This is a genomic window from Rhodocytophaga rosea (assembly GCF_010119975.1).
Classification (GTDB): Bacteria; Bacteroidota; Bacteroidia; order Cytophagales; family 172606-1; genus Rhodocytophaga; species Rhodocytophaga rosea.
Genome location: NZ_CP048222.1, coordinates 3,979,050 through 4,005,025, shown reverse-complemented (window position 1 = coordinate 4,005,025; position 25,976 = coordinate 3,979,050). Strand labels below are relative to the sequence as shown.

At 41.3% G+C, this 25,976-nt stretch carries 23 protein-coding genes; 12 read left to right on the top strand and 11 right to left on the bottom strand.

Annotated elements, in window-relative coordinates:
• Positions 1-325: 325 nt before the first annotated feature.
• The 4 genes from GXP67_RS16550 (at position 326) to GXP67_RS16535 (ending at position 4,859) form a co-directional block, all read left to right on the top strand.
• Complete coding sequence (locus GXP67_RS16550; RefSeq protein ID WP_162444149.1) at positions 326-3,655, top strand: TonB-dependent receptor; 3,330 nt, start codon at positions 326-328, stop codon at positions 3,653-3,655.
• 111 nt (positions 3,656-3,766) lie between these two features.
• Positions 3,767-4,261 (top strand): helix-turn-helix domain-containing protein, encoded by a 495-nt coding sequence (locus GXP67_RS16545; protein WP_162441766.1) that lies wholly within the window; start codon positions 3,767-3,769, stop codon positions 4,259-4,261.
• A 5-nt stretch (positions 4,262-4,266) separates the two neighbouring features.
• Positions 4,267-4,701 carry a transposase gene (locus GXP67_RS16540; protein ID WP_162444148.1) on the top strand — a complete coding sequence of 145 codons (435 nt, stop codon included), beginning with the start codon at positions 4,267-4,269 and terminating at the stop codon, positions 4,699-4,701.
• Positions 4,698-4,859, top strand: coding sequence for a hypothetical protein (locus GXP67_RS16535; RefSeq protein WP_162444147.1), 162 nt, complete (start codon positions 4,698-4,700; stop codon positions 4,857-4,859). Before GXP67_RS16540 ends, GXP67_RS16535 begins: the two co-directional genes overlap by 4 nt.
• Positions 4,860-5,057: 198 nt before the next feature.
• On the opposite strand, the gene porU2 is transcribed toward GXP67_RS16535, so the two are convergent.
• The 4 genes from porU2 to GXP67_RS16515 all read right to left on the bottom strand — a co-directional run bounded on the left by porU2 (position 5,058) and on the right by GXP67_RS16515 (position 12,834).
• Positions 5,058-10,061 (bottom strand): putative type IX secretion system sortase PorU2, encoded by a 5,004-nt coding sequence (porU2, locus tag GXP67_RS16530; protein WP_162444146.1) that lies wholly within the window; start codon positions 10,059-10,061, stop codon positions 5,058-5,060.
• A gap of 20 nt (positions 10,062-10,081) precedes the next feature.
• Positions 10,082-11,146, bottom strand: a complete 1,065-nt coding sequence (locus tag GXP67_RS16525) for a putative type IX sorting system protein PorV2 (RefSeq protein ID WP_162444145.1) — start codon at positions 11,144-11,146, stop codon at positions 10,082-10,084.
• Between the two features lie 398 nt (positions 11,147-11,544).
• Entirely contained in the window at positions 11,545-12,225 is a 681-nt protein-coding gene (locus GXP67_RS16520) for a hypothetical protein (protein ID WP_162444144.1), read from the bottom strand.
• Positions 12,226-12,276: 51 nt separating this feature from the next.
• Positions 12,277-12,834, bottom strand: coding sequence for a DUF1572 family protein (locus GXP67_RS16515; RefSeq protein ID WP_162444143.1), 558 nt, complete (start codon positions 12,832-12,834; stop codon positions 12,277-12,279).
• A gap of 100 nt (positions 12,835-12,934) precedes the next feature.
• Between GXP67_RS16515 and GXP67_RS16510 the strand changes: the two genes are divergently transcribed.
• The gene (locus GXP67_RS16510) at positions 12,935-13,756 is read left to right on the top strand and encodes an IS5 family transposase (RefSeq protein WP_162444142.1); all 822 of its coding nucleotides are present in this window, start codon (positions 12,935-12,937) and stop codon (positions 13,754-13,756) included.
• Between the two features lie 112 nt (positions 13,757-13,868).
• Here the strand turns inward: GXP67_RS16510 and GXP67_RS16505 are convergent, their stop codons facing one another.
• From GXP67_RS16505 to GXP67_RS16490, 4 genes are all read right to left on the bottom strand, one after another.
• On the bottom strand, positions 13,869-14,219 hold the full coding sequence (locus GXP67_RS16505; protein WP_162444141.1) for a DUF2200 domain-containing protein: 351 nt from the start codon (positions 14,217-14,219) through the stop codon (positions 13,869-13,871).
• 55 nt (positions 14,220-14,274) lie between these two features.
• On the bottom strand, positions 14,275-15,255 hold the full coding sequence (locus GXP67_RS16500) for a winged helix DNA-binding domain-containing protein (RefSeq protein WP_162444140.1): 981 nt from the start codon (positions 15,253-15,255) through the stop codon (positions 14,275-14,277).
• A 180-nt stretch (positions 15,256-15,435) separates the two neighbouring features.
• Positions 15,436-15,861 carry a DUF1801 domain-containing protein gene (locus GXP67_RS16495; RefSeq protein WP_162444139.1) on the bottom strand — a complete coding sequence of 142 codons (426 nt, stop codon included), beginning with the start codon at positions 15,859-15,861 and terminating at the stop codon, positions 15,436-15,438.
• Between the two features lie 149 nt (positions 15,862-16,010).
• Positions 16,011-16,568 (bottom strand): hypothetical protein, encoded by a 558-nt coding sequence (locus GXP67_RS16490; protein ID WP_162444138.1) that lies wholly within the window; start codon positions 16,566-16,568, stop codon positions 16,011-16,013.
• 236 nt (positions 16,569-16,804) lie between these two features.
• Between GXP67_RS16490 and GXP67_RS37440 the strand changes: the two genes are divergently transcribed.
• The 3 genes from GXP67_RS37440 (at position 16,805) to GXP67_RS16480 (ending at position 19,649) form a co-directional block, all read left to right on the top strand.
• Positions 16,805-16,972 carry a hypothetical protein gene (locus GXP67_RS37440; RefSeq protein WP_232065245.1) on the top strand — a complete coding sequence of 56 codons (168 nt, stop codon included), beginning with the start codon at positions 16,805-16,807 and terminating at the stop codon, positions 16,970-16,972.
• Positions 16,969-19,242 carry a TonB-dependent receptor gene (locus GXP67_RS16485; RefSeq protein ID WP_232065244.1) on the top strand — a complete coding sequence of 758 codons (2,274 nt, stop codon included), beginning with the start codon at positions 16,969-16,971 and terminating at the stop codon, positions 19,240-19,242. Before GXP67_RS37440 ends, GXP67_RS16485 begins: the two co-directional genes overlap by 4 nt.
• A gap of 74 nt (positions 19,243-19,316) precedes the next feature.
• The gene (locus tag GXP67_RS16480) at positions 19,317-19,649 is read left to right on the top strand and encodes a hypothetical protein (protein ID WP_162444137.1); all 333 of its coding nucleotides are present in this window, start codon (positions 19,317-19,319) and stop codon (positions 19,647-19,649) included.
• A gap of 137 nt (positions 19,650-19,786) precedes the next feature.
• Here GXP67_RS16480 and GXP67_RS37815 read toward each other — a convergent pair whose 3' ends face one another.
• The 3 genes from GXP67_RS37815 to GXP67_RS16465 all read right to left on the bottom strand — a co-directional run bounded on the left by GXP67_RS37815 (position 19,787) and on the right by GXP67_RS16465 (position 21,973).
• Complete coding sequence (locus GXP67_RS37815) at positions 19,787-19,921, bottom strand: hypothetical protein (protein WP_262890498.1); 135 nt, start codon at positions 19,919-19,921, stop codon at positions 19,787-19,789.
• A gap of 199 nt (positions 19,922-20,120) precedes the next feature.
• On the bottom strand, positions 20,121-20,294 hold the full coding sequence (locus tag GXP67_RS38300; RefSeq protein ID WP_394351978.1) for a transposase: 174 nt from the start codon (positions 20,292-20,294) through the stop codon (positions 20,121-20,123).
• An 827-nt stretch (positions 20,295-21,121) separates the two neighbouring features.
• The gene (locus GXP67_RS16465; protein WP_162444135.1) at positions 21,122-21,973 is read right to left on the bottom strand and encodes a sugar phosphate isomerase/epimerase family protein; all 852 of its coding nucleotides are present in this window, start codon (positions 21,971-21,973) and stop codon (positions 21,122-21,124) included.
• A 425-nt stretch (positions 21,974-22,398) separates the two neighbouring features.
• Here GXP67_RS16465 and GXP67_RS16460 point away from each other — a divergent pair, with 425 nt between their 5' ends.
• From GXP67_RS16460 to GXP67_RS16445, 4 genes are read left to right on the top strand one after another with little or no spacing between them, the layout of a single operon-like run.
• A complete protein-coding gene (locus GXP67_RS16460; protein ID WP_162444134.1) occupies positions 22,399-23,340 on the top strand; it encodes an aldo/keto reductase in 942 nt (313 codons plus the stop codon).
• Between the two features lie 12 nt (positions 23,341-23,352).
• Positions 23,353-24,372 (top strand): zinc-binding alcohol dehydrogenase family protein, encoded by a 1,020-nt coding sequence (locus tag GXP67_RS16455; RefSeq protein ID WP_162444133.1) that lies wholly within the window; start codon positions 23,353-23,355, stop codon positions 24,370-24,372.
• Positions 24,373-24,378: 6 nt separating this feature from the next.
• Positions 24,379-25,215 (top strand): sugar phosphate isomerase/epimerase family protein, encoded by an 837-nt coding sequence (locus GXP67_RS16450; RefSeq protein ID WP_162444132.1) that lies wholly within the window; start codon positions 24,379-24,381, stop codon positions 25,213-25,215.
• Positions 25,216-25,264: 49 nt separating this feature from the next.
• Positions 25,265-25,606, top strand: coding sequence for an L-rhamnose mutarotase (locus GXP67_RS16445; protein WP_162444131.1), 342 nt, complete (start codon positions 25,265-25,267; stop codon positions 25,604-25,606).
• Positions 25,607-25,976: the final 370 nt, after the last annotated feature.

Below are 25,976 nucleotides of genomic sequence, written 5' to 3'. Positions count from 1 at the left end.
ATATTTTTTGCTAAAAATCCAAATTTGCCAGGTAAAGGCTTTTTTAAATATTATTGACTATTTTAGCAATTATTTAATATGGGCCAGCTATACCCAGACAATAATCCCTGTAAATTTGCACCGCTTGTAAAGTGCCTAATGTGAAAAACCTTCGTCACCAGGTTACAGTAAAAACTCCTACAGGTTTGCTTCCAGCCAGCAGAGCCTCACCACACGAGCTATTTTTAAGTAATGAAGCAAGTTAAAAGCTATTTATGACAAATTTATTACACTACCCATTAACCAAACCTTTTTTTAACCAATTACTAACCAAACCTTTTTACACATGATGAATAAGAATATACTCGTATGGGTATGTTTACTGCTTGTTACAGCGTTCGGTCCGGAACTGCTGGCACAAGGGGTTACAACCGCCTCATTGAATGGAACCATTACAGATGCAAATGGAGAAACGTTACCAGGTGCTACTGTTATTGCCGTGCATACACCTTCTGGAACACAGTATGGTACAGCCACCTTGCCTACTGGAAAATACAATCTGCCCAACGTACGCATTGGAGGGCCTTATACGGTTACCGTTTCTTTCGTTGGGTATCAGGAACAAAAAAGAGAAGGCATTAACTTGTCTTTAGGGCAGAATCTTAGCTTAGATTTTCAATTGCAGAGTTCAGATGTTCAGTTGAGTGAAGTAATCATAAGCGGAGAGAGAAATTCTGTGATCAGTTCAGATCGTACTGGTGCAGCCACCAGCATTTCAAACGAACAAATTTCCCGCCTGCCTACCTTAAACCGGAGTTTTGATGATTTTACCCGCACTGACCCCAGAGCCAACGGGCAAAGCTTTGGCGGAAGAAATGGAGGTTATAACAATATTACCATTGATGGTGCCCTGTTTAATAACGCATTTGGCTTATCTTCTACCGTAGGTGGCCAGGCCAATGCACAGCCCATCAGTCTGGATGCAGTAGAGCAGATTCAGGTAAGTATTGCGCCCTACGATGTACGCCAGGGAAGCTTTACCGGCGCAGGTATTAATGCCGTTACCCGGAGTGGGACCAATGAATTTAGCGGTTCTGCTTATTATTTTCTCAGAAATGAGAATTTTGTGGGTGAAAAAGTAAGAGACCAACGCCAGCCTGTTGCCAATTTTGACCTGTATAATACCGGATTCCGTTTAGGTGGGCCTATTATTAAAAATAAGTTATTCTTCTTTATCAATGGAGAGATGGAGCGGAAAAATGACCCGCTACAAGGTAATTTTGTTGCGAGCAAGCCGGGCCGGGAAGGTAGTAACGTATCTCTGGCCAGTGCCGCTGATTTAGACGGATTAAGTAATTTCCTCCGGGAAAGCTATGGTTACAATGCCGGACCTTATGAAGGCTATAAACTGGAACAGAACAGTGATAAAGCCACTGCCCGCCTGGACTGGAATATTTCTAACAGTCATAAACTCAATATTAAATATAACTATTTAAAATCGTACCGGGATGTAAATCCTTCAACCAGTGGCGCACTGGCAAATGGCGGAAATCCAACCAATACGCATATGCCTTTTCTGGCAGCCTATTACCGGATTAATAATAACCTGAATTCCGTAATTGGGGAGTTAAATAGCAATTTTGGGAATAAATTTGCCAATACATTCACCGCTGGGTATACCGGATTCCGGGATTTCCGGGAAAGCAGTGGCGGGGTATTTCCCCTGGTAAATATCGGAAATGGCGAAGGCCAGTCTTTCACTACTTTCGGGTATGAGCCTTTCTCAGCCAATAATATTCTCAACACCGACGTATGGCAATTCTCCGATAACTTCACCATCTATGCCGGAAAGCATGTATTGACGGTAGGTACCTATAATGAGTTTTACAAATTTAAAAACGGATTTGCCCCTAACTATTATGGAGCTTACCAGTTTGCTTCTTTAGCAGATTTTTATAGCAGTGCCACTCAAAGTCCGAATCCGGCTACTGGCGCCATTGCTAATCCAACCCAATACCAGATACAATATTCTGCCCTGCCTAGTGGTGAGTTTCCCTTCGCTGTTATCAAAGCCAGCCAGCTTGGATTTTATGTACAGGATGAGTTTTCGTTGCTGAGTAACCTTAAAGTGACTGGTGGGCTGCGGATAGATATTCCGATTATCAACTCAGAGATTGAACAGAATGCGAATGCAGCTGCATTATCTTTCCGGGATGGGGTACAATTGAATACAGGTGAATTACAAAAAGTATCTTTATTATGGTCTCCCAGAGTAGGTTTCAACTATGATGTATTCAACGATAAGAAAACACAATTACGTGGTGGAACGGGTATATTTACAGGAAGGGTTCCTTATGTTTGGGTTTCCAACCAGGCTAGCAATAATGGCTTGTTATTCGGAAGCGAATTCCTGACCAATCCATCAAACCGGCCATTTACCAATGATGTAAATGCTTACCGGCCCGTAGGTGCTGCGGCCAATACTTCTTATAACTTAGCTGTTACAGAACCTGGCTTTAAGTTTCCCCAGGTATGGCGTACCAATTTAGCTTTCGATCAACAACTGCCATGGGGACTTATCGGAACCATAGAAGGCATTTATACAAAAGATATCAACGCTGTATACCACCAGAACGTGGCACTACCTTATGCGCCTTTGAATGCCAGTGGTGCAGATAACCGGCCTATTTACTATTCTGTAAACCAGACGACAGGTGCATATACGCCTAATAATACGCTGTACCCCCGGATTCCAAATAACCAGGGTGGCAATACTGCTCAGGCTCCAAACATTACCAATGCTATTCTGATGCGGAATACTAACAAAGGATATAGCTATTCCGTTACCGGTCAATTGCAGAAAACCTTCAGCAATGGATTTTATGGCAGCATCGCTTATACTTATTCAGATTCCAAATCAGTTAATGATGGAGGCTCTATTGCACAATCTATCTGGAGAGACCGGGTAGTTTCAGGTGATCCCAATGAAGCCGCATTAGCGTATTCAAACTTCTTACAGAAACACCGGGTAATGGCTTCTGCTTCTTACCGGAAAGAATATTTAGGCTGGGCGGCTACCTCTATTTCTGTTTTCTATAATGGAGCGCCAAATAATATCAATTTCAGTACCAGGTATTCTTATACCTATGCAGGCGATATGAACGGCGATGGCAGCGGTGGCGGTGGAAACGATCTGATCTATGTTCCCCGTGACCAGAGTGAAATCGTATTGGAAGATATTACCAGTGGAGGAAATGTAGTGTTTTCAGCAGCCGATCAATGGGCAGCGCTGGATGCCTATATCTCTCAGGATAAATACCTGAAAGACAGAAGAGGCCAGTATGCTGAACGTAATGGGGCTGAAAACCCATTCCTTTCTACCTTTGATGTTAAATTGATTCAAGACTTTTTTATCAATGTAGGAGGCAAAAGAAATACCTTACAGTTCAGCCTGGATATTTTCAACTTTGGAAACATGCTCAACTCCAACTGGGGTGTACCAGAAGAGCCGATCAGAAGAGCATTGTTGAACTTCAGAAGAATTGATACAGAAGGTCGTCCGGTATTCCAGTATGCGCTCAACAATGGGGAACCGTTAACTACCACTTTCCGTCCGCAAAGTACTATTAATGCCCGCTGGCAAATGCAGTTTGGGGTACGGTACATCTTCAATTAATACTCAATCGTTGATAGGTGTTGGTTGTTAGTGTAGAGTTGTTGATCAAATGCTTATAATAATACCGAATAGTATAAAGAACCTTCCATAGATGTTATATGTTGATCAAGTATGGGAAGAGTAACCAAAACTGAGCTCATCGAGAGTGCCGAGCAGTTGCTGAAGATGAGCAAAAAAATAGCCCATCCGCTAGCCGGAGCCAGACTGCGGGCTTTTTACCTCTACAAGAGTGGGCAGGCTAAAGCGTATGGACAAATAGCTGCTGCCGTAGGCTATGAGCGTCATGCAGTGGGCCAGTGGTTCCGGCTTTACAAACAGAAAGGGCTGCAAGCCTGTCTTCAGATAGATCCGGGCGGCCACAAAAGGGCATCACAGATTGCAGGTAAAGTACTTGAGCAGTTGAAGGCAAAGCTTGCTGATCCAAACAACTATTTTACTTCTTATAAGCAAATCCATGAGTGGTTGCACACGGCGCATGGCATTGATCTGAGCTATGAGCATGTACATTGGTTTGTCCACCGACAGCTGGGGGCAAAGCTGAAAGTGGTTAGAAAGAGCAACCTGAAAAAGGATCTAGCCTATGAGCAGAAGTATAAAAAAAACTAAACTTGGTGCTCACTTTCCTCTTACAGCGCTACTATGCTCCTTTGGCTGCCAAAGGGGTAGTCAGCCATTGGAAGGTGTACTATCAGGATGAGAGCCGCTTTGGTTTGATGACTGTTTTGAGAAGAGCCATCACCCTTGCCGGCATAAAACCGGTAGGAGCCTATCAGCACCGCTTCATCTACCGCTACTGCTATGGATTGGTAGAACCGCTGACAGGAGATCACTTCTTTATTACTGCCCCACAGGTTAACACGCTTTACTTTGAGTATATGCTTGAGGAGTTTAGCCGCCATCAACCGCAAGTGTTCAAGTTTATCTTTGTAGACAAAGCAGGCTATCACCGGGCAAAAGCCTTGCAAGTGCCCCAAAATATCCGCCTGGTGTATTTACCTTCTTCCAACCCTGAACTCAATCCGGTCGAAAGGCTGTGGGGGATATGAAAAACAAAGTAGCTTTTCACAACTTCAGCCATGAACAAGAACTGGAAGCCTGGATCACTAATACGGCTAAAAGTTATGGGCAAAGACAGATCGCCTCTCTAACCGGATACCCTTACATTTTAGAAGCCATCAGCAAGATTACAACCTCTATGGAATAGCCTTCGCCCTATTTGGTATAACAAGAGTTTGTTTGTCTTGAAAAAATGTAAATAGATAAAAGAAAACCCAGGCTATACAGCCTGGGTTTTCTTTTAAGATAAAAATAGTATAGTATTTTATGAGTATAGCGTATTTACAAGCCTGCCATATATTAATTTTAAACTTTATCTAACAACAATCAATGAACAACCAATATTCTACCTCAGTATGTAAATCTTGCCAAAGTCTTTGGTGAACGCTTTATCTGCAGCGGTCTGGCGGCTTTCTACGGCTTGTCCGTTACTCTTTACAATCACCCGGTACATGTATACCCCATTGGCCAGTTTATCTCCGAATTCATCAGTGCCATCCCAGGCAAAGCTGCTGATATTATTGCCAATGCGTATCGGTCCTAATTCATCCTGTGTAATCTCCCGCACTACTTTTCCACTTACCGTCATAATCTGAATCTTAATCTGGTCTGGAATTTCGCTGCCAGTGAGCGTAAACACAAATCTGGTATGGGTGGAAAAAGGATTCGGATAGGGATAAAAATGGGTGATCTTCGATTCGTTTACAACTTCAAAACTAATGCGGTATGGCTCCAGGCCGGAGATATTTCCGCTTACATCGCTGCCTTGTACCCGCAACGTATAAACGCCATCAGGCAATTTATTGGGTTGATATTCAATGCGAAAATCATTATTCTCCTCTGAGGCTCCTGTCCAGCGAACACCTGGCTGGTTAAAGCTGATTCGTTCGAAATTACATCCTTCACAAGGCTTCTTCAGGTACAATTCCATACCTACTGTATCTTTGCGGATCAGGAATTTATTTTCATCTTTTAAACTTACGGCAATCAACGGGCTGGGCGAAACAATATCTCCATCCATAATTCGCACCCCATCAAAAGCGACATCCAGAACCGGATGAATATTATCCCGCTGTACTTTGTAGGCTACTTCATAAATGTTATTCGCATAATTCTGCTCCGGCTGAATACGCGGATTTACATATACCTGAAGCAGATTATTGCCTACTGAACTTAACGTTTGAACTGGTATAGTAAAACGGGCTGTATCACCAGCTGCCAAAGGAGCAATCCGGAAAGTTTTAGTTGTTTTTTGCCGGGTGTCAGTATTGTAAAAAGAGTATTGCACATCGAGCGAATCGGCAAAATTCCTTGGAGAAATATTCTGAAAGGCAAATTCTACAGAAAAGGTATCTCCCTCTTTTTTATCAGGAATCTTGTAAGTATCTGCCTTTACTAAATTTGGATTAATTAGGCCTTCTGGTACACCGGAGTAAATCACCTGCCACTTTTTAAGCTGCGGTGGAGTGAGGTTCGCCGTATCTTTTACCTGCAACCGAAGACGCATATAGGGATATTGTTTCGCATCAATCCCATCCAGAGGGAAATTATCGGTAGGTACATTGGTTTGAACTACAGTTTGTGCGCCTTGCAGATCTGTTCCGATAATATCAAGCTGCCATTTATCGAAAGAGTTGGCTTCGCTGTTTAATACAGTGCGGTACAAGGTACCCCAGTCGCTGGCAGGGCCAATCAGCGAGGAAATAATGGTTCCATTATCGGAACGGCCTTTTAAGCTTTGTTGCAAGGTGAGTGCCTGGGCTGTTGGATCGATTCCGGAAGTGTAATCAGGCAGAATTTCAGTAGCTGTACCGGCTGCTGCGCCTTTTCTACCCAGAATAATGTAGGGATGGCCATTTTGTAAGAGAGCAAATTTTGCCGGATCAGCACCAATTTGTTGCATCTTACTTTTTAAGTCGGCCGACCAGCTGGTGTAATTGACAGCACCGGAAGAAAATAACAATATGTAATCGCCATCTGGTACCGCATCAATATAATTAACTAGTGCTCCATTTTGTATGGCTACATTGGTAAAGTAGTTACCCACTTTGGGATCTCGACCACAAATATAATCGGCCAGTACAGAATAAGGTTGTGTAGTAGCTTTACTAAATGCTACGCCTGTAATGGTATTATCGCCGCAGCGTCCGCCAAAAATTACTGCCAGGTTATTTAGCAGCAGTTCATCTTTCTTATACGCCTCCGGCTGGTTGGTGCTTCCAAAAGTTTTCAGATCAATAGCAGTACTTACTTCCGGAAAATCCCAGGTAGTAGTTTGCGTATTGCGGATTACTTGCCGGGGGTTGCTTTTAGAAAACTGCGGAAACTCACTCTGCGACCAGCCTTCCGGACTGTTAGTAATATAAATAAATGAACTTTCGGCCCAGGTATTGTTGGCATCATCTGGCATATCTGCATAGCGGATGCGCCAGTAATAGACGGTACTATCGTGAGCAATTGAATTGCTGAATAAATCTGTTTGCCAGGAAGGCAAATTGCTGGCAGTAACAATCGTGCTTTTCTTGCCTGGACCCGTAAAGGTGTGGGTTGTATCGAGTTCAAATACAAACTGCCTGTTTTCATTGGTGATGGCCTGGGCGATAAATTGGACTGGCTGTTTGCTTACAACGCTGTATTCTTTCGGAAACAAAGGGATAGCACCGACAGATGGCATGTTATATTCCAGTATACCAGTATTATTGTTTTCATTCAGTTCTGGTATTGAATCCGTTACATCGAGTATTACTTCAAAGCGGTTATTACCCCCGGCACCAAAATTTTGTGAACGGATGGTAAAAAAGAGTGTATCCTGGTAATAAACCGGCGGATAAAATAGCGTATCGTATTGTTCTACCAGGCCATCGCCGGTTGTGCGCCGAACGGTCACCGGAAATTCCTGGCGGCTCACCCGTCCAAAGTTGGAGGTAATGATGCCTATCTGGAAAGAATCAGTAGCGGCAGTAATAACGCTATTATCAAATGACTTTAAAAATAACTGGTCATTGGCTGTATAATAATCCGGTTTATCTACACCCAGTAAATGAATCGCCGGATCGCCTTGCAAAGTGAATTGTTCGGCATGGGATAAATCTATCTCGGCATTGCTGGCAGCCACAAACTTCCGGATCACTTCTTTCTGTACGGCTCCCATCGGTTTAGCAATGTATATACTGTCGCCATAAGCAATGCGGTAAAACCAGTCGGAGTATCTCTTCAAAGGACTTACATATCCTACCCGGCTGTGTGCCAGAAAGAGTACCGCACCCCGGTCAGGCGTGAGAATCCAGTTTTCGCCAAAGCTGGGACCGCCATAGAATATATCCCCGGCTTCGCAGCCATTTACCAATAACATAGGATATTTACCCTTGTTGCGGTAGCCTTGCAAATCATCTGATGCCCATCCAATTTCAATATCTGTAATACCGACTCCGGAATGGCCGAAAAATGTAATCTGTGAAACACCTTTATTTACCTGGTCAGCAATGTTAATAAGCTCTACAGAGTTATCTGTTTTTTTGGAAAGCGTAGCTACCTTACCTCCTAAATATGCACCTTCTGCTACTTTCTTAAAATCATCTACAAAAAACTTAAACGCCCGCAATTCACTCTGGTTTTTTCCGCCACTCAGGTGAATCAGGTTTTTCCGCCATAGGGCATTCGGTGGTGTAGCTTCCTGTTCTTTCACTTTATTCAGGTAATCTACAATATGCTGAGGTGTACTTGCCGTGATACGTCCGGTGGGAATACCAGGTACGTACGGGGTTCCATCCAGGCCGGCTGTGATCGCTACATCTGAGCCTGGATAACCTCCGGTAGGCACCATATCTTTGATATACCGTTCCGGATCTTTACGTACATTCTGCGGATAAATGGATTTTCCGATGATAAATAAATGCTCAGGTTTTCCGAAGCTCAGCATGTAATCGGCAAAACGGCGGAAAGCCAGCGGACTTAATTCTCCATAGCCAAACTGGTTGTAGATCAGATCTACATCTACTACCAGGGTATCGTAACTACCACCAGCCTGGGAAGCCCGGTAACCGGCATACCCCCGTACAGCATCTGTAAATCCACCGGCTGGCTGCATCAAGCTTTTGTGGCTTAGAATAATATAGTTGTGCGAGGGTGCATGAATATTGCGGAAACCTACCCTGATGATTTTAGTTACCGGTAGAAAAGTTGTATTGGCCAGAATAGTGCGGTTTATGGTAGTGCCCGATACAATAGCGGTTAACTTTCCTGCTTCCGTATTGGTGCCAATCCGCTTAATAGCATAGATATCCGTAATGTCGTACAATGTTGTACCAGCAGCAGGATTGCTAATTTCTATAAACGATTTGCCAGTGGCTTTTACCGGAAGCATAAAATACTTCTGCGGCAATCCACCTGCATTCCAGGTTTGCGGATATAGCAGCCGGATATAAGAAACAGAGATATAATCCTGGTTGGCATCATTAAATCCATTGCTTCTTGCCCTTACCACTAATTGGCCGCTATTGATGTCAGCAACTTCCAGGTCGGTTTTGTACAGTTTGGTATCGTGAAAAGGGAATTGTAAAGTAGCTAGGGAACGCAAACTAGTAGAGGTATTCCCGGCAAATAGTTCAGAATTGTGGTTACGGTTGTTTCTGCCAACCAGTAATACTTCCAGTTTAGGTTTCGTTGCAACAGCCGCTATATTCTGAATGCCGGGCAAAGTATATTCTTTATTTTGAAATTTACCAATAGCCTCTCCGCTCCAGCCTTCGCCATAATCATAATGACTCAGTAAGGCTTCCAGGTCGGTACCTCTCTGGTGGGTTTGTCCGGCAGCATACTGGTCGGTAAGTACCAGTAGTTTTTCGTCCCAGTGGAAAGTTTCAGCTGGTATATTGCCTACATTGGCTTCATAAAAAGACTCCATCCGTTTGCCAAAGCCATTATCCAGCCGCCACGTGAGAAAATAGGCGGTTGTATCGGAATACAGGCTGTAATATTTATGAGGTTGCGCCGAACTGGGTATGTACAAGAGAGAATCCTGGGTGCCGTCATTACCCTGTCCGAAGAATTCTATGTAATCGGCTGCATCAAAAATAGCATTGGCTTCTCCGTTAATATAAATCGCTTGCTCGAATCCCCGGTGAAAAAGCTGGATACGTCTGGGATCTACGGCGGCAACCGGAAAACCAGCTGCCTGCAAATCGCTGGCGGTAATGCGATAAATGCCTTTCTGGGTTACAGGTATTTTATAATATTGCTGGTCAAAACGAATCCATTCATTGCCAAACCGCTGTGCCTGCACTGGTGTAACCCAGACACAAACCATCCATAAGCAGGCAATAAATATATAATTGTTTAATCGTGTACTCATTTTCATATGTAAAGAGTCAATTATTTAAGGCCGGCTTTTACAGAGAATACATGGGAATATAATCCTTCAGCCCGGTCGCCAATATCAGTTAGGGCATAGTCTATGGTGAACTTGCCCAACTTAAAACCTATGCCGAAATCTGGTTGAAAAGTGGTATAATGAGACGAATCGAAATTTTTGATGCGTTGTACCTGGCCTGCTCCCAATCGCAGGAATATTGTTTTCTGATAATCTACTTCCAGTCCCAGATGTGGGTCAATAGAGATAGGATTGGAACGGATGAGCACATTCCGCATGCCATCAAAAGTAAAGTCGAAATCCATAGCGGCTATTATCCCCACTTTTTGTTTAATGGTGAAAGTTTTAGCCACTCCCAGAATAGCTTTGGGCAATGTAACTTCTATAGAATTTTCGGGAATTTCGTTTCCGGTTTTTACATACGTTTCGTAAACCAGTGTGGTATTGTGCGACCAGGCATTAAATGTACCGGTTACATCTCTGGCCATTAATCCAACCTGCCAGGTTTCATGCCGCCATTGTGCGCCAAGATCCATACCAAAGCCCCAGGCATTGGCAAAATTTCCGGCATTGCGGTGTATCACTTTGAAACTGGCGCCCAGATTTAACCCGGGAAGCCGATTAAATTTGCGGGCATACGAAAATAAGAATGCATAATCGGCTGCCGAAAAGAAATTGATATTGTCGTAATTAATCGCTCCATTGGCATCATACAAAAACCTGGTATCCGGAATATCGTCTACGCCAAACCGGATCACCGAAACCGCAATATGACTCAAAGAATCCACTGGCGTGGCAAAGCCGGCATAATCGTATTTAGCGATACCAGCGAAATATTCGGCATGCATGAGCGAAAACTGGTATTTGTTCGAAATATTCAGCAAACCAGCCGGATTCCAGTAAGCAGCCGTAACATCATTGACTAATGCAGCCTGTGTACGCCCCATGCCTAATGCCCTGGCACCTACACCAATAGATAAAAACTCATTGCTGTATTTAGGTGCAGTTGCCTGTCCGAAAAGCAGCAAAGGGCAAATAAGGAATAGGAGGATGTAGAAATATTTCATGAATCAATAGTGAGCTTTGTCGGATGAAAAAGGCATAAATACGCACCTGTCCAAGTAGTAAATGTAAAGATATAGTACAAGGGCTAAAATATGTATTGCCCTATTTACCGTGCAGTGTAATAAATGTACTAATTTTTAGAAAAACTTTCTGTTTTACGTGAGGCAATATAATCGAAAGCTTAAACGCAATAGGCGCTTTGTTTAATAAAACTAAATGGGTTAAGAGGTGTGTTTAAGTAAAGCTACAGTAATAATGTTTTGGCAAGACAGTTTATAATTATGCAAAAACATTAGACGAGAAATGCATAATTTATCAGATAAGAAGCAATAAAAACAAAGGGTTAACAGAAAGAGCTACGTCTTGTACCAGAAAGCCAGAGCAACCTGCTGCATTGATTTTATGCGCCTGCCTGTTCGATTTCTGAGAAAGTTTTCTTATAGGTTTTTATTCTTTCCAGATAGTTAAAACGGTTTTTGGGCTCGTTTTTATTGACCCGGTACCTAATCAGTTGCTGCTCTAATTGCCAGGTAATCTGATAATTATCCAATGCTTTATTCAATACCCGTCCTTGTGATGTATTAACTATAACCTGCTTTGATTGGATCAAGGCTTGATTTTTGGCATCATGCCCAACGATGCCAAAACTGCCATACAGTTGCAGTAAGTCATTAATAATATCCTCTTCTAGAATATACCTGGTTTGACTCAACTGGCCGTCTAAATAATACAAGGTCAGCTTTTTCACCTTTGACCGGTACAAGCTATTTTTTGGTTCCTGTATGATGTAGAATTCTGCCCGCTCGTCAAAGAATTTTCCATACAAATTCTCTTCAGGTATGCTATCTTTTTCTGCTGGCATTTCTTGATTTATGTGGCCTCCTGCTAAGGTGAGCAGTTCTTGCGGAACCTTTTTCTGATCCAAACTAGCCTTTGATTGGCTTTTTTGCTGATTTTCCTCAATTAGAGTAATAGATTCTTCACTTCCGTTTTGTCCGCAGGCAACTAATAAGCTTATGGCTAGTATTGTGATCAGGCTGTTATTCAGCATTCTTACAAGTAAGGATTTAATAGCACTCATACGAATTGGTTTTATAGTATCTCTGGTGGTGGCTAGGAAGGTTGTTATTTTTTACTTTACATCATCTGAAAAATGTCCGCCATGCTTTCCTTTTGAGAATTTCTGTTGGTTAAAATCAGATGACTTTCCTTTCGGGATCGTCAAACTTTTCCAGTTCTGAGATTTAATCATTTTTCCAATATACACCATCTGTCCGATATGATAGGAATAATGGGCTAATTGCCGGTTGATGGCATCGGTAACTGAATGAGCCTGGTTTCTGATGTAAACGATTGTTGAAAAATTATCCTTATTTATGGAATCAAGCGCCGTAAATAAGCAGTTCCATCCTTCTTCCCATTTCATCAGCAGTTCCTGCTTTGTCTGAATAACAGATTCAAATTCTAAGTCTCTGTTGCGCCATTCTTTTTCTCCATCGGAGGTGAGAAAATCACTCCATCGTGACATCATATTTCCCCAAAGGTGTTGTACGATGATCACAATTGAATTGGAGTCTTCGTTAAATTTCCAGAACAAATCCTGTTCATCGAGCTGCTCCATGGTCCGTTCGCCGAGAGATTTATAATACTCGAATTGTTTTTTGATGCTTTCAAGATAGGCTAATTCCATATTCTTATTGAAGCTGTTTAAAGTTATTGTCTAAAAAGGAAGCACTGGTTAGGAAGTAGTAGTTTTGAAGTGCGAAAACAAAACATAAAACCCAAAACCAGTGCTGAGTAAAGATATTATAAAAGAGCAAATTCTGCCTCATTTATCACAAGGCAAAAGAGGAACAAGATGTAAAGCAGATTACATCCAAATAGTAAAAGCTATTTTTTATAAATTAAAAACAGGTAGTCAATGGAGAGAGTTACCCATGTATGAGTTTTTTAGAGAATCTCCTTATAGTTGGCAATCCATTTACTACCACTTCAATAAATGGGCAAAAGATGGCAGTTGGCAACACCTATGGATAGCCTTACTGAAAAAATATCGATCCTGTTTGGATTTATCTTCGATGCAACTAGATGGTAGCCATACCCTAGCAAAAAATGGTGGGGCTTGTGTAGGCTATCAGAAAAGAAAAAAAGCTGTGACTACTAATATGCTTTTTCTGGCTGACAATCAAGGCTTGATGTTAGCTTGTAGTGAGCCTATTAGCGGAGAACACAATGATTTATATCAGATTAGTGAATGCTTTAAAAGTCTATGTCTGCTATTAGAGCAAGCAGGAATCAGCTTAGAAGGTATATTCATGAATGCAGATGCGGGCTTTGATTCTAAAGAATTACGAAAACAATGTGCACAGCAAAAAATAGAAGCCAACATTGCTATCAACAAAAGAAGCAGTAAAGAGACCCTTGCTGATTGCTACTTTGATCAACAATTGTATAAGAAAAGAAGAGTCATTGAACAAGCTAATGCTTGGTTAGACAGTTTTAAGACACTGCTGATCCGTTTTGAAGTATTGACTCAGACTTGGCTTGCTTTTCATATGATGGCTTTCTCTCTGCTGTTCTTACGCAGAATCATCAAACTTAATAAACTTTAAACAGCTTCATTGTTAATATTGCTATAATGGCACATGCTTACTACTCTTCTGAGCTTAGGCAGTGCGGTTAGGAAAGGCTATTTGGGGTATGGGTATTTTTGTCATAGCCTCACTAACTTCTTAAAATCTTCGCCATGGGCTTTCCTTTAGCCAGCTCATCAACCAATTTATCTAAATATCGAATCTTTTGCATGAGTTTGTCTTCGATTTCTTCTATACGATAGCCACAAATTACCCCGTTAATTTTTGAAGCATTCTGATTAAACTGAGGTGCCTGTGCGAAAAAGGTTTCAAAATCAGTTTTAGTATCGATTTGTTGCTGCAAGGCTTGTGGAGTATATCCGGTGAGCCAACAAATGATTTGATCTACCTCTGCCTTTGTACAACCCTTTTTCTCCGCTTTGTGAATATAATGCGGATAGACACTTGCAAATGAGGTGGTAAATATTCTGTGCTTTTCCATAGTAGTCTAATAAAATACCCGTGTACTATTGATTCAATATATTTCCTTGGTTATATCATGGTCTGTTTACTTTCAGGTTAAAAAAACAACTCATTTGATTCAGGGATTCATCCCATACTTTGCACTGAAGACTGTTTAACGGTTTGAAAAAATCATATTCTATATCAATTGAGTTTTTTGTAATTGTCCGTTTCCAGGTTCCAATTACCTGCCCCTCATAAACTACCATACTATCATACCGAAAGGAGGCATTGTTTTTCAAAGTCATTATTGCATTTCTGTCCTTGTAACCCATTATAAATTCGTCATAAATTGGCAAAAAATGAATTTTACCTAATTGTTTGTCTGGCAAAGAAGTATCCGGATTTAAAAAGTATTCTTGCTGAGCAATTATTTCTTTATGCAGGGATTTTTTAATCATGCCAATCCCTTTTTTGCAGTCGCCTATGGTCAATCCCGACCAGGTTGCAAAATCTTTTACTGTTGCAGGATTTCTGCTGTTGAAATAGCGAATGGAGAGCTGGGCTAATGCTTCATCCTTATCCAAGGAATTTTTGTGCTTAACCCTTTCCTCTAATAAGGTGTAAGTAAACTGGTTTCCTTGCCTGGCTCCACTGCAAACAATGCCTTCTAATTCGGCATTCATCATTATATAACTCAAACGGTGTCCTTTGGCAATAATTTTATGTTTTTTAAATTCTTCATTTATAGCCTCCCGGGTAAGATGCTTTGCCCCTTCTAAAGTTGTAATCAAGATATCATTACACTGATTAAAAACTTTGTCGCTTAACTCCATTTGCCGGTACATATAAGCATTGGATGTATGCACTCTGGGAGCAGTTAATTTTAGTAGCCAGTAAATGTCGTTTGAAGATACAAAATGCCAGGTAGGCCGGAGCAGATGTGTTCGCAGAATTTTTCCTTCGTTGAGTTCGCTTTCAATATCGTTGTCAGTGTGTTGAGGTAAACGTAAGCCAAGCCCCCATTTTGTTTGTGTATATTCCTGTCCTTGCATAGCGCCAAACCATTCTACCATTTCTACAGCCGATTTAAATTGAGTGCCGGCCAGTTGCTGGTTTATCAGCCTGTATTTAGCTATTTCTGCTAAAGTCTTTTTGATCAGATATTTTGTTTCACTATGGGGAAGAGTAACCTTACAATGATTACTAACGGAATACGGCTACCCGTTGTCATATGCTGACTTCATCGTTGTCAGTTATGTTGTCTGCTCGACACCATCTCGTATTGCTGCTTCAAGTATACCCATGTTTATATCTTTCAGCGTTTTGAACTTTATACAATACCTCGTTACACTTGCCTTGCCTAATTTTTTTCCATACGTTTGGGCTAAGTAGGTCTTATCCTTAATACCCATTATATAGACAGAAATTCCAGTTGTATTTGGACTGATGCCAATTTGATAAAACTCTTTGGTCTTCCCATCAGCATATTTTATGGTCTGAAGTCCATACCCGATATTAGGATTGGTAACCGTTTTACCTCTATCGTCTTTTCCGTCTAAGAACCATAATTTGCATTTTGGCAATACTTGAAGTATGCGTTTGTGCAACGCTTCTATGTCAGCACGTTTTGATTCAGGTTGCGTAGCAATATACTCTTTGATTTGTTCTTGTATATTCAAGTTGTTTATCGGTATTGAGTGATGTGTCATTCATAATAACTACTAATGTAGCAAGAACTCCCGCATACCGTATGCAGTGCTGAGCTTTTGAGTTGAGGTGCACTGGTTGTCAGACTGATTTTGATGTTGGCAGTAGTATCTTTCAAAATTTAGATTCCTTTTATCGATTTAACTACTGGATAGTACTGACAAAAGATCTCTTCATAATCTTTATCAGTAGTTCCTAAGGTTACCACAAAGATTCTATCCTTCTCCTGTATATAAAAAATCCTTGTCATCAATATAGTATTACCTTCCTTTATTCCTATAGTGGTTATTTTAGAAGGCCTTCCACTGATAGTTGTTTCAATCAAATTTTCACTCATCACAGGTTGAATCCTCGTTTTTGCTTCTTCATTCCGTTTTTGTATCTCTTTATAAAATTCATCAAAAGATTGTTCATCCTTCAATTGATAATGTTCGACTGTTAAAAGGTTGATAATATTCTCCTTCTTTAGCCTAGTAGTATCAATGCTATTAAACTTGAAATAGGCTTTATTTGGTAGAATAGTCATCAATACCGGGTGCTCAATTGAAAAATTCTCATCTTGATTATTAAAATGTTTTAGATTAAGGGGGATTCTATTTGAACATGTAATAGAGTATTCTTTTGAAGAAGAACAAGATAAAAATAAATGGGTAAAAAGTACTATTAAGAGTCTATTCATTTTCTTTATTACTGCCAACATATATATACCCGAAACTGCTCAGATTTATTTCGGGTATACATTCAATATAGTAATAACCCGAAACAGAACAAAGTACACAGATCTTATTTCTATCTTCATATCGTAGCCAATACAAAAACAACCATTCTTAATTTTTTCCGAACTTTACAGCTTTTCAAAACATCTTTTCCATTTACAGGTTACAAGACAAACAGGTTACTTCTTTATATAAACCCATGAAGTATTTTTTAACTACCATTCTTTTTTTATTTACTTTTTATTCCACCCAGGCTCAGGTTACCGGAAAGATTTCAGGCTATGTAAGGGATGCCCGAACACAGGAAGCACTGGTTGGTGCCACTGTTGCCATTGGGGTACTACTCTTGGCAGCAGCACCGATGTGAGTGGCTATTATACTGTTTCGGCTATCCCTACCAAAACCTATACGATTGTAGCTTCCCTAGTGGGATACAAAACCTTGCAGAAATTCGATGTGGTGATTACTTCAGGAAATACAGTAAACCTCAACTTTGACCTGGAAGAAACCACCAGCCAGCTCTCAGAAGTAGAAGTAAAAGCCAGTCCGTTTGTGAAACTGGAAGAAACGCCCAACTCCATTCAAAGTCTGGGGCAACAGGAAATCAAATCGTATCCTGGCGGAAATAATGACATTGCCAAAGTAGTTCAGTCTTTACCTGGCGTATCCGGTTCTGTTGGTTTCCGTAATGATGTAATCATCCGGGGAGGGGCACCCAATGAGAATGTATACTACCTGGATGGTGTAGAAATTCCCAATATCAATCACTTTGCCACACAAGGCAGTGCCGGCGGACCGGTGGGGATGCTCAACGTATCATTTATTGACAATGTAACGCTCACAACCAGCTCTTTTCCGGCCCGTTACGATAATCCATTGTCTGGCGTATTGCAATTCAAGCAGCGCACTGGAAATGAAGAACGTACCCAGGGCAATTTCCGATTGGGAGCCAGTGAAGTAGCCGGAACACTGGAAGGGCCTTTATTAAAAGGAAAGCGGAACACTACTTACATTATCTCCCTGCGGCGCTCCTACCTGCAATTCCTGTTCAAACTCATTGATCTGCCTTTTCTTCCCTCCTACTGGGATTACCAGTACAAAGTCACTCATAAGTTCGATAACAAAAATGAAATTAGCCTGATTGGCCTCGGCTCCATCGACAAGTTCAAACTCAATCCACCTAAAGAAGCTTCTCTGGAACAACTGGCGATACTGGATGGTATTCCGGTAAATAGCCAGTGGAGCAGTACGATTGGTGTTACCTGGAAACGGCTGGTAAAAAACGGCTATTTTCAGATGGCGCTGAGTGGGAATTATCTCAATAATGAAGCTGACAAATTCGATGACAACGATGAAGGCAATGAATCCAAACGGCGTTTCCGCTACCGGTCGGTAGAAGATGAAAATAAGCTGCGCCTGGAAATGAACAAATTTAAAGGAGGCTGGTCGTTTTCATATGGAGGTTCGGCCATTTACAGCCGGTACACCAATTCCACATTTAATAAACTCCGCAATGAAGTCCTCGATGAGAATGGAAACATCCTACAACCTGGTATTACAATCGATTATAATTCCCAGATCAGTTTTTACAAGTTCGGCGCCTTTACACAAGTTTCCCGCCGCCTGTTCAACGACCAGCTGAATCTTTCTCTGGGCATCCGTTCCGATATAAACACCTTTGTGGATAATGGCCTGAACCCACTGAAAACACTTTCACCCAGGCTTTCTGCTTCCTATGCCCTAACTCCTTCTATAAATATTAATGCATCTGTTGGCAGGTATTATAAAATACCGCCTTATACTATTCTGGGCTACCGGGCATCGGATATTTCCAGAACATTGCTTAATAAGGATAACAAATATATTCGCAGTGATCATCTGGTAGCCGGGCTGGAATTTCTGCCTACTTCCTCCACCCGTATCACCATTGAAGGCTTTTACAAACGCTATGATAATTATCCGGTATCCATGCAGGACAGTATTTCGCTGGCAAATTTAGGCGGAAATTTTGGTGTATTGGGCAATGAACAAACGGCCAGTGCAGGCCTGGGAAAAACCTATGGCATTGAGTTTTTCTTCCAGCAAAAGCTGACTAAGAATTTCTATGGCGTACTGGCTTATACCTATTATTTCAGCAAGTTTACCGGCTTCAACAGAAACCAGTATATTCCCTCTGCCTGGGATAACCGCCACCTGATTACCTTTACCGGCGGATATAAATTTGGCCGCAACTGGGAATTGGGTGCCCGGTTTCGGTATCTGGGTAGTGCTCCCTATACACCTTACGATATTCAACGTTCCTTATATAATTACCCGGTTACCGGTGGAGGAACCCTGGATTATGGCCGCTTTAATACCGAACGTTTGCCTGCCTTTAATGCGATGGATTTGCGGGTAGACAAAAAATGGAATTTTAAAAAATGGGCATTAGATGTATACCTGGATATCCAGAATGTTTACAGCAGTACCAACGAAGGTCAGCCAGGATTTACCCTGCAGCGCAATCCGGATAATTCCATTGCTACCATCAGCGGACAAGCCTATGACGCATCCAATCCTACCGATGCCATTCCGGTTATTCTGGGCAGTGATGATGGTGCCGCTTTGCCTACTATTGGTTTGATTGTGGAGTTCTAGCCTCATTATGAGTCTGATTTAAGTTAATTGGATTTCAGGATAGGTCAATTATCTTTAAAACTGAAACTATTCCTATGAAAACCATTCTGGTTACTGGTTCCTCTGGGCAACTGAGACAGGAAATTGTGAAACAACTCTGGCAGAAAAATTATCAGGTAGTTGGCATCGATGTAGTATCGGCTCCAACCACTACCTACCTGATAGACATCCGGAATAAGGAACAGGTATTACCGTGTCGGCTTCTGCACAAGCGATTATTCACACAGCCACCATGCATGGCAAACACTATGAACTTAAGTATCCCAGAGAATCATTTCTTAGATTGTGTTGACATTCATTATAGGGTTAGTATCACAGAGCAGGCAAGTTGCCAAAAGGCAAGAAAGTTGCGGGCTGTTTTTTCATAGCGGGCAGCCAACCTGCGATAATGTTTCACTCGATTAAAGAAACGCGCTACTTTATTTGTGTCCGCATACAAATTCTCATCATAAGTCCGTTGCGCTAGCCGGTTAGCTTTTGGTGGAATAACTGCTTGAGCGCCTGACTACTCAATGAAAGCAATAAATTGATCACTATTATAGGCTTTATTGGCGGTTTGTTCATCTTCAATTAAGCCGGCAGCCATTCGCAGATTATGTACTTGTCCACTTGAAAGCATCACTCGGCGAGTATTACCCAAGGCATCTACGGTTATAAGGAATTTACTACTATATCCACCCGGCTACTACCTAAAGCTTCATCGGTTTGCCTGTTGCATGTTGATGAGTCCGCACAATGGTACTATTCACTAGTAACCAATCTAAATAAGGTTTTGTAAGGCTTCAAACACTTGTTGCCAGATACCTTTGTTGCTCCACTGGTTAAAGCGCTGAAAAACGCTATTCCCAATCGTTGACGTGCAGATTAGCTGCCGACACGATACCAAACTGTATCGGCAAGTCTCGCCAGTGAGCGACATTACGAGCTTTCCACAGCACAGCCTGCATAAATTGGCGGTTATCCTGCACACTACCTCTCAGACAGGTTCCTTTTCCGGGTAACAATGACGCCATCTTCAGCCATTGATCTTCTCGTAACTGATATCTTCGCATCGGTTTCACAGCTAAGTTCTCAATTTCTCATTTATTTGTCAACACTACCTAATACTCTATCCCACCTTAAAAAAGTATTTTTAATTGAACGCCAGATTGATCAAAATATCCCGTAATATGAATGTTTCCAGCTTAATCAGGAATAATATCAGTTCCATAGGTATGCCGATAGTTTGTGCTCCTTGCCTATAATAATTCTCCATCACGATCGTATTTTGCTAGGAAACCAACCTCGTATGAATCTTTGCTACTTAACTGTATTTGTCTTGTTTTACCTTTGAATAGCACATCATTCCCAAACACATTACCAGTTAGCTAAAAGTTTCCTCTATCATTGACAGCAATCTTAACAACCCGTGGAGAGTTACTAGGATAAGATGGATAACTACCTATATCTATTTTCCATAGTATCTCCTCTTTGTCATTACATTTTATAACAAATAACCCTTTTTTAGGTATTAGTAAATTTTCACCTTTTCTTGATTCCACTTGTGTGGAGTCTCTTGCTGATCCTATTACCTACTATATAAACATTTCCATATGGATCTGTGCCTGCTACTTCTGCACTCGCAAAACCACTTTTCCATTGCCTGCCTGAATCTGCTACAAGTGTGCATCGGCTCCATGCCTAGCTGAATCATTATCGAATGTTAGCCAAAGATTATGAAACAACTACTGCTTCTGCTATTTGTTTCATTGAATTAGCTTTTATCAATATTCATTTTATTAAAAATTGCCTAAACTGAATTCAAACACCTTCTAAATCATTGGCAATAGCTTAATCAGACTTACAATCCATGTTTTTCGCCCATTTGCTTGATAAATCTGAGGCCATTTTCTGCCATATCCCAGGGCTTCGAATATTCACGCCACACATTAATGGCATTGGCAAAATCAGGATCACTTCTGGTAAACGCTTCGATGGTGAGCCAGCCTTTGTATTGAACCGCAGCAAGGGTAGCAAATACCTCATCAAATAAAATGTGTCCATCGCCTGGTGTACCCCGGTCATTTTCACTGATATGAACATGTTTGAGCACTGGAGATACAGTTTGAATAGCTGTTTTAAATTTTTTCTCTTCCATATTGGCATGATGCGTATCAAACATGGCTTTTACATTCGGGTGATCCACCTGTTTTACCAGAGCTACAAGCTGTTCCATAGTATTACACAAATAGCATTCAAAGCGGTTCAGGGCTTCCGGAAGTAACATTATATTGGCTTTTGCAGCATGTTCTCCTGCTTTGTGCAAAACTTCAGCACTCCGCCTGTATTCATGTTCTTCAGGGGCGCGCCGGGTAAATGTAGCGAAGGCAGAATGGAATGGCCCACAAATTAATGTAGCATTTAGTGCATGAGCACAGTCAATGGCTTGACGGAGACGGTCGGTTGCTTTGGCTCTGACCGTCGCAGATTCACTTACTGGGTTTTCTTCTGGGCCTACTACAAATACACAGGTACTTTCCAGACCCTGATTTTGAAGCTGTTCGCCAAAACGTTTGTAAACCGTAGGGCTTTGTGTATCTATTGCAAACTCAACCCCATCATATCCGATTTTTTTCAACCTTTCTGTAACAGGCAATAATTTGTCTGATATTCCGGCAGACCATGCTAATACATTAAATCCTATTTTGTTCATGAGATTTCTGTTTTGTTTTAGTGGGGTGTGTTGTTTATAACAATCTGGTAAAATTACGTATCAGGCTTACGGCCAGTCGCTTTGATTTCTCTTACGCTCTTATAAATGTTTTCATTAAAAAGGCGTTTTTAAGCTCAAAACGCTAATATATTGATTATGCTACATCCAAACTAAAAAGATAGATTTTTTTGAAATATACTTTTTTAAATTTCTTTTTGCATTAATTGCATTTAAATACTGGTATTTTCTATAAAGGCAAGCAATTGCTTTTTGGTACTTAGTTGGGACAAATAAAATGGGTATAAAGTTTTGCTTTCATTCTATATAAGTTGGAGTGAATTCATTTAAAGTCATTTTATCTCATTTGTACTTTGTTAATACAAACAGTATTTTATATTGTCAGCTAAAAAATTAGGAATTCATCTATGGAATACCGCAGATTAGGCAAAACAGATATGGAAGTTTCCATTCTTAGTTTTGGCGCTTCGCCTATGGGAAATGTGTTTGATATAGAAGAAGAAGGAGAAGGTATTAAAGCCGTTGATTATGCTATTGACCACGGAATTAATTTTTTTGATGTATCTCCTTTTTATGGGGCTACTCTTGCAGAAGAACGCCTGGGAAAAGCACTCAAAAATAAGCGTAAAGACATTTTTCTGGCCACTAAATGCGGCCGGTATGGATTACAGGATTTTGATTTTTCCTACAAAAGAGTGCTGGAAAGTATAGATGAATCTCTGCAAAGACTCCAGACAGATTATGTGGATTTATATCAGTTACACGACATAGAATTCGTTACTAAAGAACAGATTATGAATGAAGCAATTCCTGCCATACAGAAAGTGAAGGAAAGCGGAAAAGCTAGATATGTAGGAATTACCGGATTGCCGGTAAGGTACCTGGCCGGTATTGCCAGGGAAACTCAACTGGATACTGTTCTTTCCTGGGCGCACTATAATCTGCTGGAAAATGAGATCAATGATGAACTTGTGCCCTTATCTAAAGAAAAAGGATTCGGACTGATGAATGCAGGGCCATTGCTTCAACGTATACTATCAGATGCCGCTTTACCGGCCTGGCACCGTTCCCCCAAAGAAGTAAAAGATACTCAGCCTGTATTGCTAAGCTTATGCAAAAAATATGGAATGGAATTAAGCGACGTTGCGATCAGGTATGCCCTGAATCATCCGGATATTCATACCACCATCGTAGGCATTGCCAATATGAATCATGTAACCAGTAATCTCAGGGCAGTAGATGTGCAGATACCTGCTGGTTTGATGGAGGAAATTGAAAAAGTAGTAGCACCTGTCCGGAATAAAATGTGGTATGAAGGAAGACCTGAGAATAATATTCCTAAAAAGTAAAATAATATTCTTATGAAAGCATTGTTTTTAGTTGAACCCGGAAAAACTGAAATCCGGCATGTAGACCCTGTCCCTCCTGCTCCAGATCAGGTATTGCTGCGGGTGGGAATGGTAGGGTTCTGCGGTGGTGATTTAAATGGATTCAGGGGTTTATTTGAACTACAGGAATATCCCAATATACTTGGTCATGAAGTGGGAGCGACTATTGAGAAAGTAGGCGAAAACGTACCCCCACAATTCAAGCCTGGTATGCTGGTTACGCTATATCCCTATTTGAATTGCGGCAAATGTATATCCTGCCGGAAAGGAAGGCCCAATGCCTGCCAGGATAACAAAACCATGGGCGTACGACGTCCTGGTGCCATGACAAACTATGTGACAGTTCCCTGGCAAAATTTGTTCTCTTCTGAAAAATTATCACTTCGTGAACTGGCTTTAGTAGAACCACTTACTGTTGGCTTTCATGCTGTTTCCAGGGGGCGCGTTACAGATAAAGACCGGGTGGCCGTAATTGGATGTGGCATCGTAGGGATAGGAGCGCTGGCAGGATCTGTTAACCGGGGAGCCGAGGTGATTGCCATTGATATTGATGATTCAAAAATGAAAATTGCCAGAAAAGTAGGAGCGGCTCATACCATTAATACTTCCAAAGTAGATTTGCATCAGTCTCTGCTTGACATTACAGATGGCGATGGTCCGGATGTGATTATTGAGGCGGTGGGAAGTCCGGTTACGTATAGGGCGGCAGTAGAAGAGGTAGCTTACACCGGAAGAGTCGTTTGTATTGGCTATGCAAAAAAACCGGTAGAATTTAATACTGGCGTTTTTGTCCGGAAAGAAATTGAAATTCTGGGTTCCCGTAATTGCCTGGGAGAATTTTCTGATGTAATCAGCTATCTGGAATCAGGCAAATTCCCCGTAGATGATGTCGTCAGTAAAGTGGTTTCTCTGGATGATGCCGGTATGGCACTGGCAGAATGGTCGGCGAATCCCGGCCCCATCACTAAAATCATGGTTGACCTTACTAAATAAGTTTGTATGATACAATCTGCTGTAACCATTGCTTTGGTTCCTCAACTGAAAACTGGCCCATGGATTTTCTGGGAGAACCTGGAAGCAGGTATTTCTAAAGCGGCTCAATTAGGATTTGATGGAGTGGAGCTTTTTACACCTGCGGCAGATTCTATAGAGCCATCTATATTGAAAACCCTGCTCGAAAAGTATAGTATTTCTCTGGCGGCTGTAGGAACCGGCGCCGGAAAGGTAATAAAAGGGCTCACCCTTACAGATCCCAATCCGGATGTGCGTAAGCTGGCTATAACTTTTATTACAGATATGATTAATTTTGGGGCAAGATTTAACGCACCTGCCATTATTGGTTCTATGCAAGGCAATGTAGCAGCAGGTGTAGAAAGAGAAAGAACTTTTGAATGGCTGGCCGAAGGACTCTCCGCTCTGGCAACCCATGCTGAGGCGAAAGGTGTACCCCTGATCTATGAGCCGCTCAACCGCTATGAAACGAATTTAATTAATACGCTTACAGATGGTGCCGGTTTTATTCAAAGGCTGGATACACGCAATATAAAACTCCTGGCCGATTTGTTTCATATGAATATTGAGGAAGAATCTATTCCAGAAACAATCCGTAAAGTAGGACCACTCATTGGGCATGTTCATTTTGCAGATAGTAATCGTCGGCCAGTTGGAATGGGCCATACCTCTATTCCCGAAATTGCTGAAGCACTTTATCAAATCAACTATACTGGCTATGTATCTGCTGAAGCATTTCCCTGGCCTAATCCTGATGAGGCTGCTCGACAAACAATACGGGCATATAAACAATTCTTCACAACTGCCAGCAGCCATACAAGCTGATTTACAATTTGTTCTATAACAAGTAAATTAATCCTATATATTTCTTCTCATGCAAAGATTTTGCTTAGCTCTCGATTTAAAAGATGATCCACAACTGATACAGGAATATGAAAAGTGGCATGCCAGCGGAAGCGCCTGGCCGGAAGTAACTCAGCATGATATTGATGCAGGCATTATCAGTATTGAAATTTACCGAACTGGCAATCGGCTCTTTATGATTCTGGAAGCTGATGATGCTTTTACGTTTGAAAAGAAATCACGCATGGATGAGTCAAATCCCAAAATACAGGAATGGGAAAAGCTGATGTGGAACTATCAATTGCCACTGCCCTGGGCAAAAGAAGGGGAGAAATGGGTGTTAATGAAAAAGATATTTCAATCGGGAAGCTAAAATTAATTGCCAATTACTATTATTATGCTACTGTATGCAATCAAAAACAGGTTGTATACCAACGATAGGGATATCTTTTAGATTTAACTAATCAAGTCTGTATAGGAATTTGAAAATCAAGCTGAATTTTTACGTCCGAGGATTTAGAGTAATGGATCAGAATAAATCAATTTATTTTCCTATCTTTTACAATATCCTTTAAAAATCCTCTTAAAACATAAAAAATTCCATAGAAAAATAAGCTTGTCATCAAAATTGACAAAAGAAAATCTCCAAATGATGGGGTTCCTAGATATACCAGCATGATTTACACGTTTAAAGAGGAAAATATAGTTGAATATAGCAAATTGCAAGCGTTTCTTAACTTTTC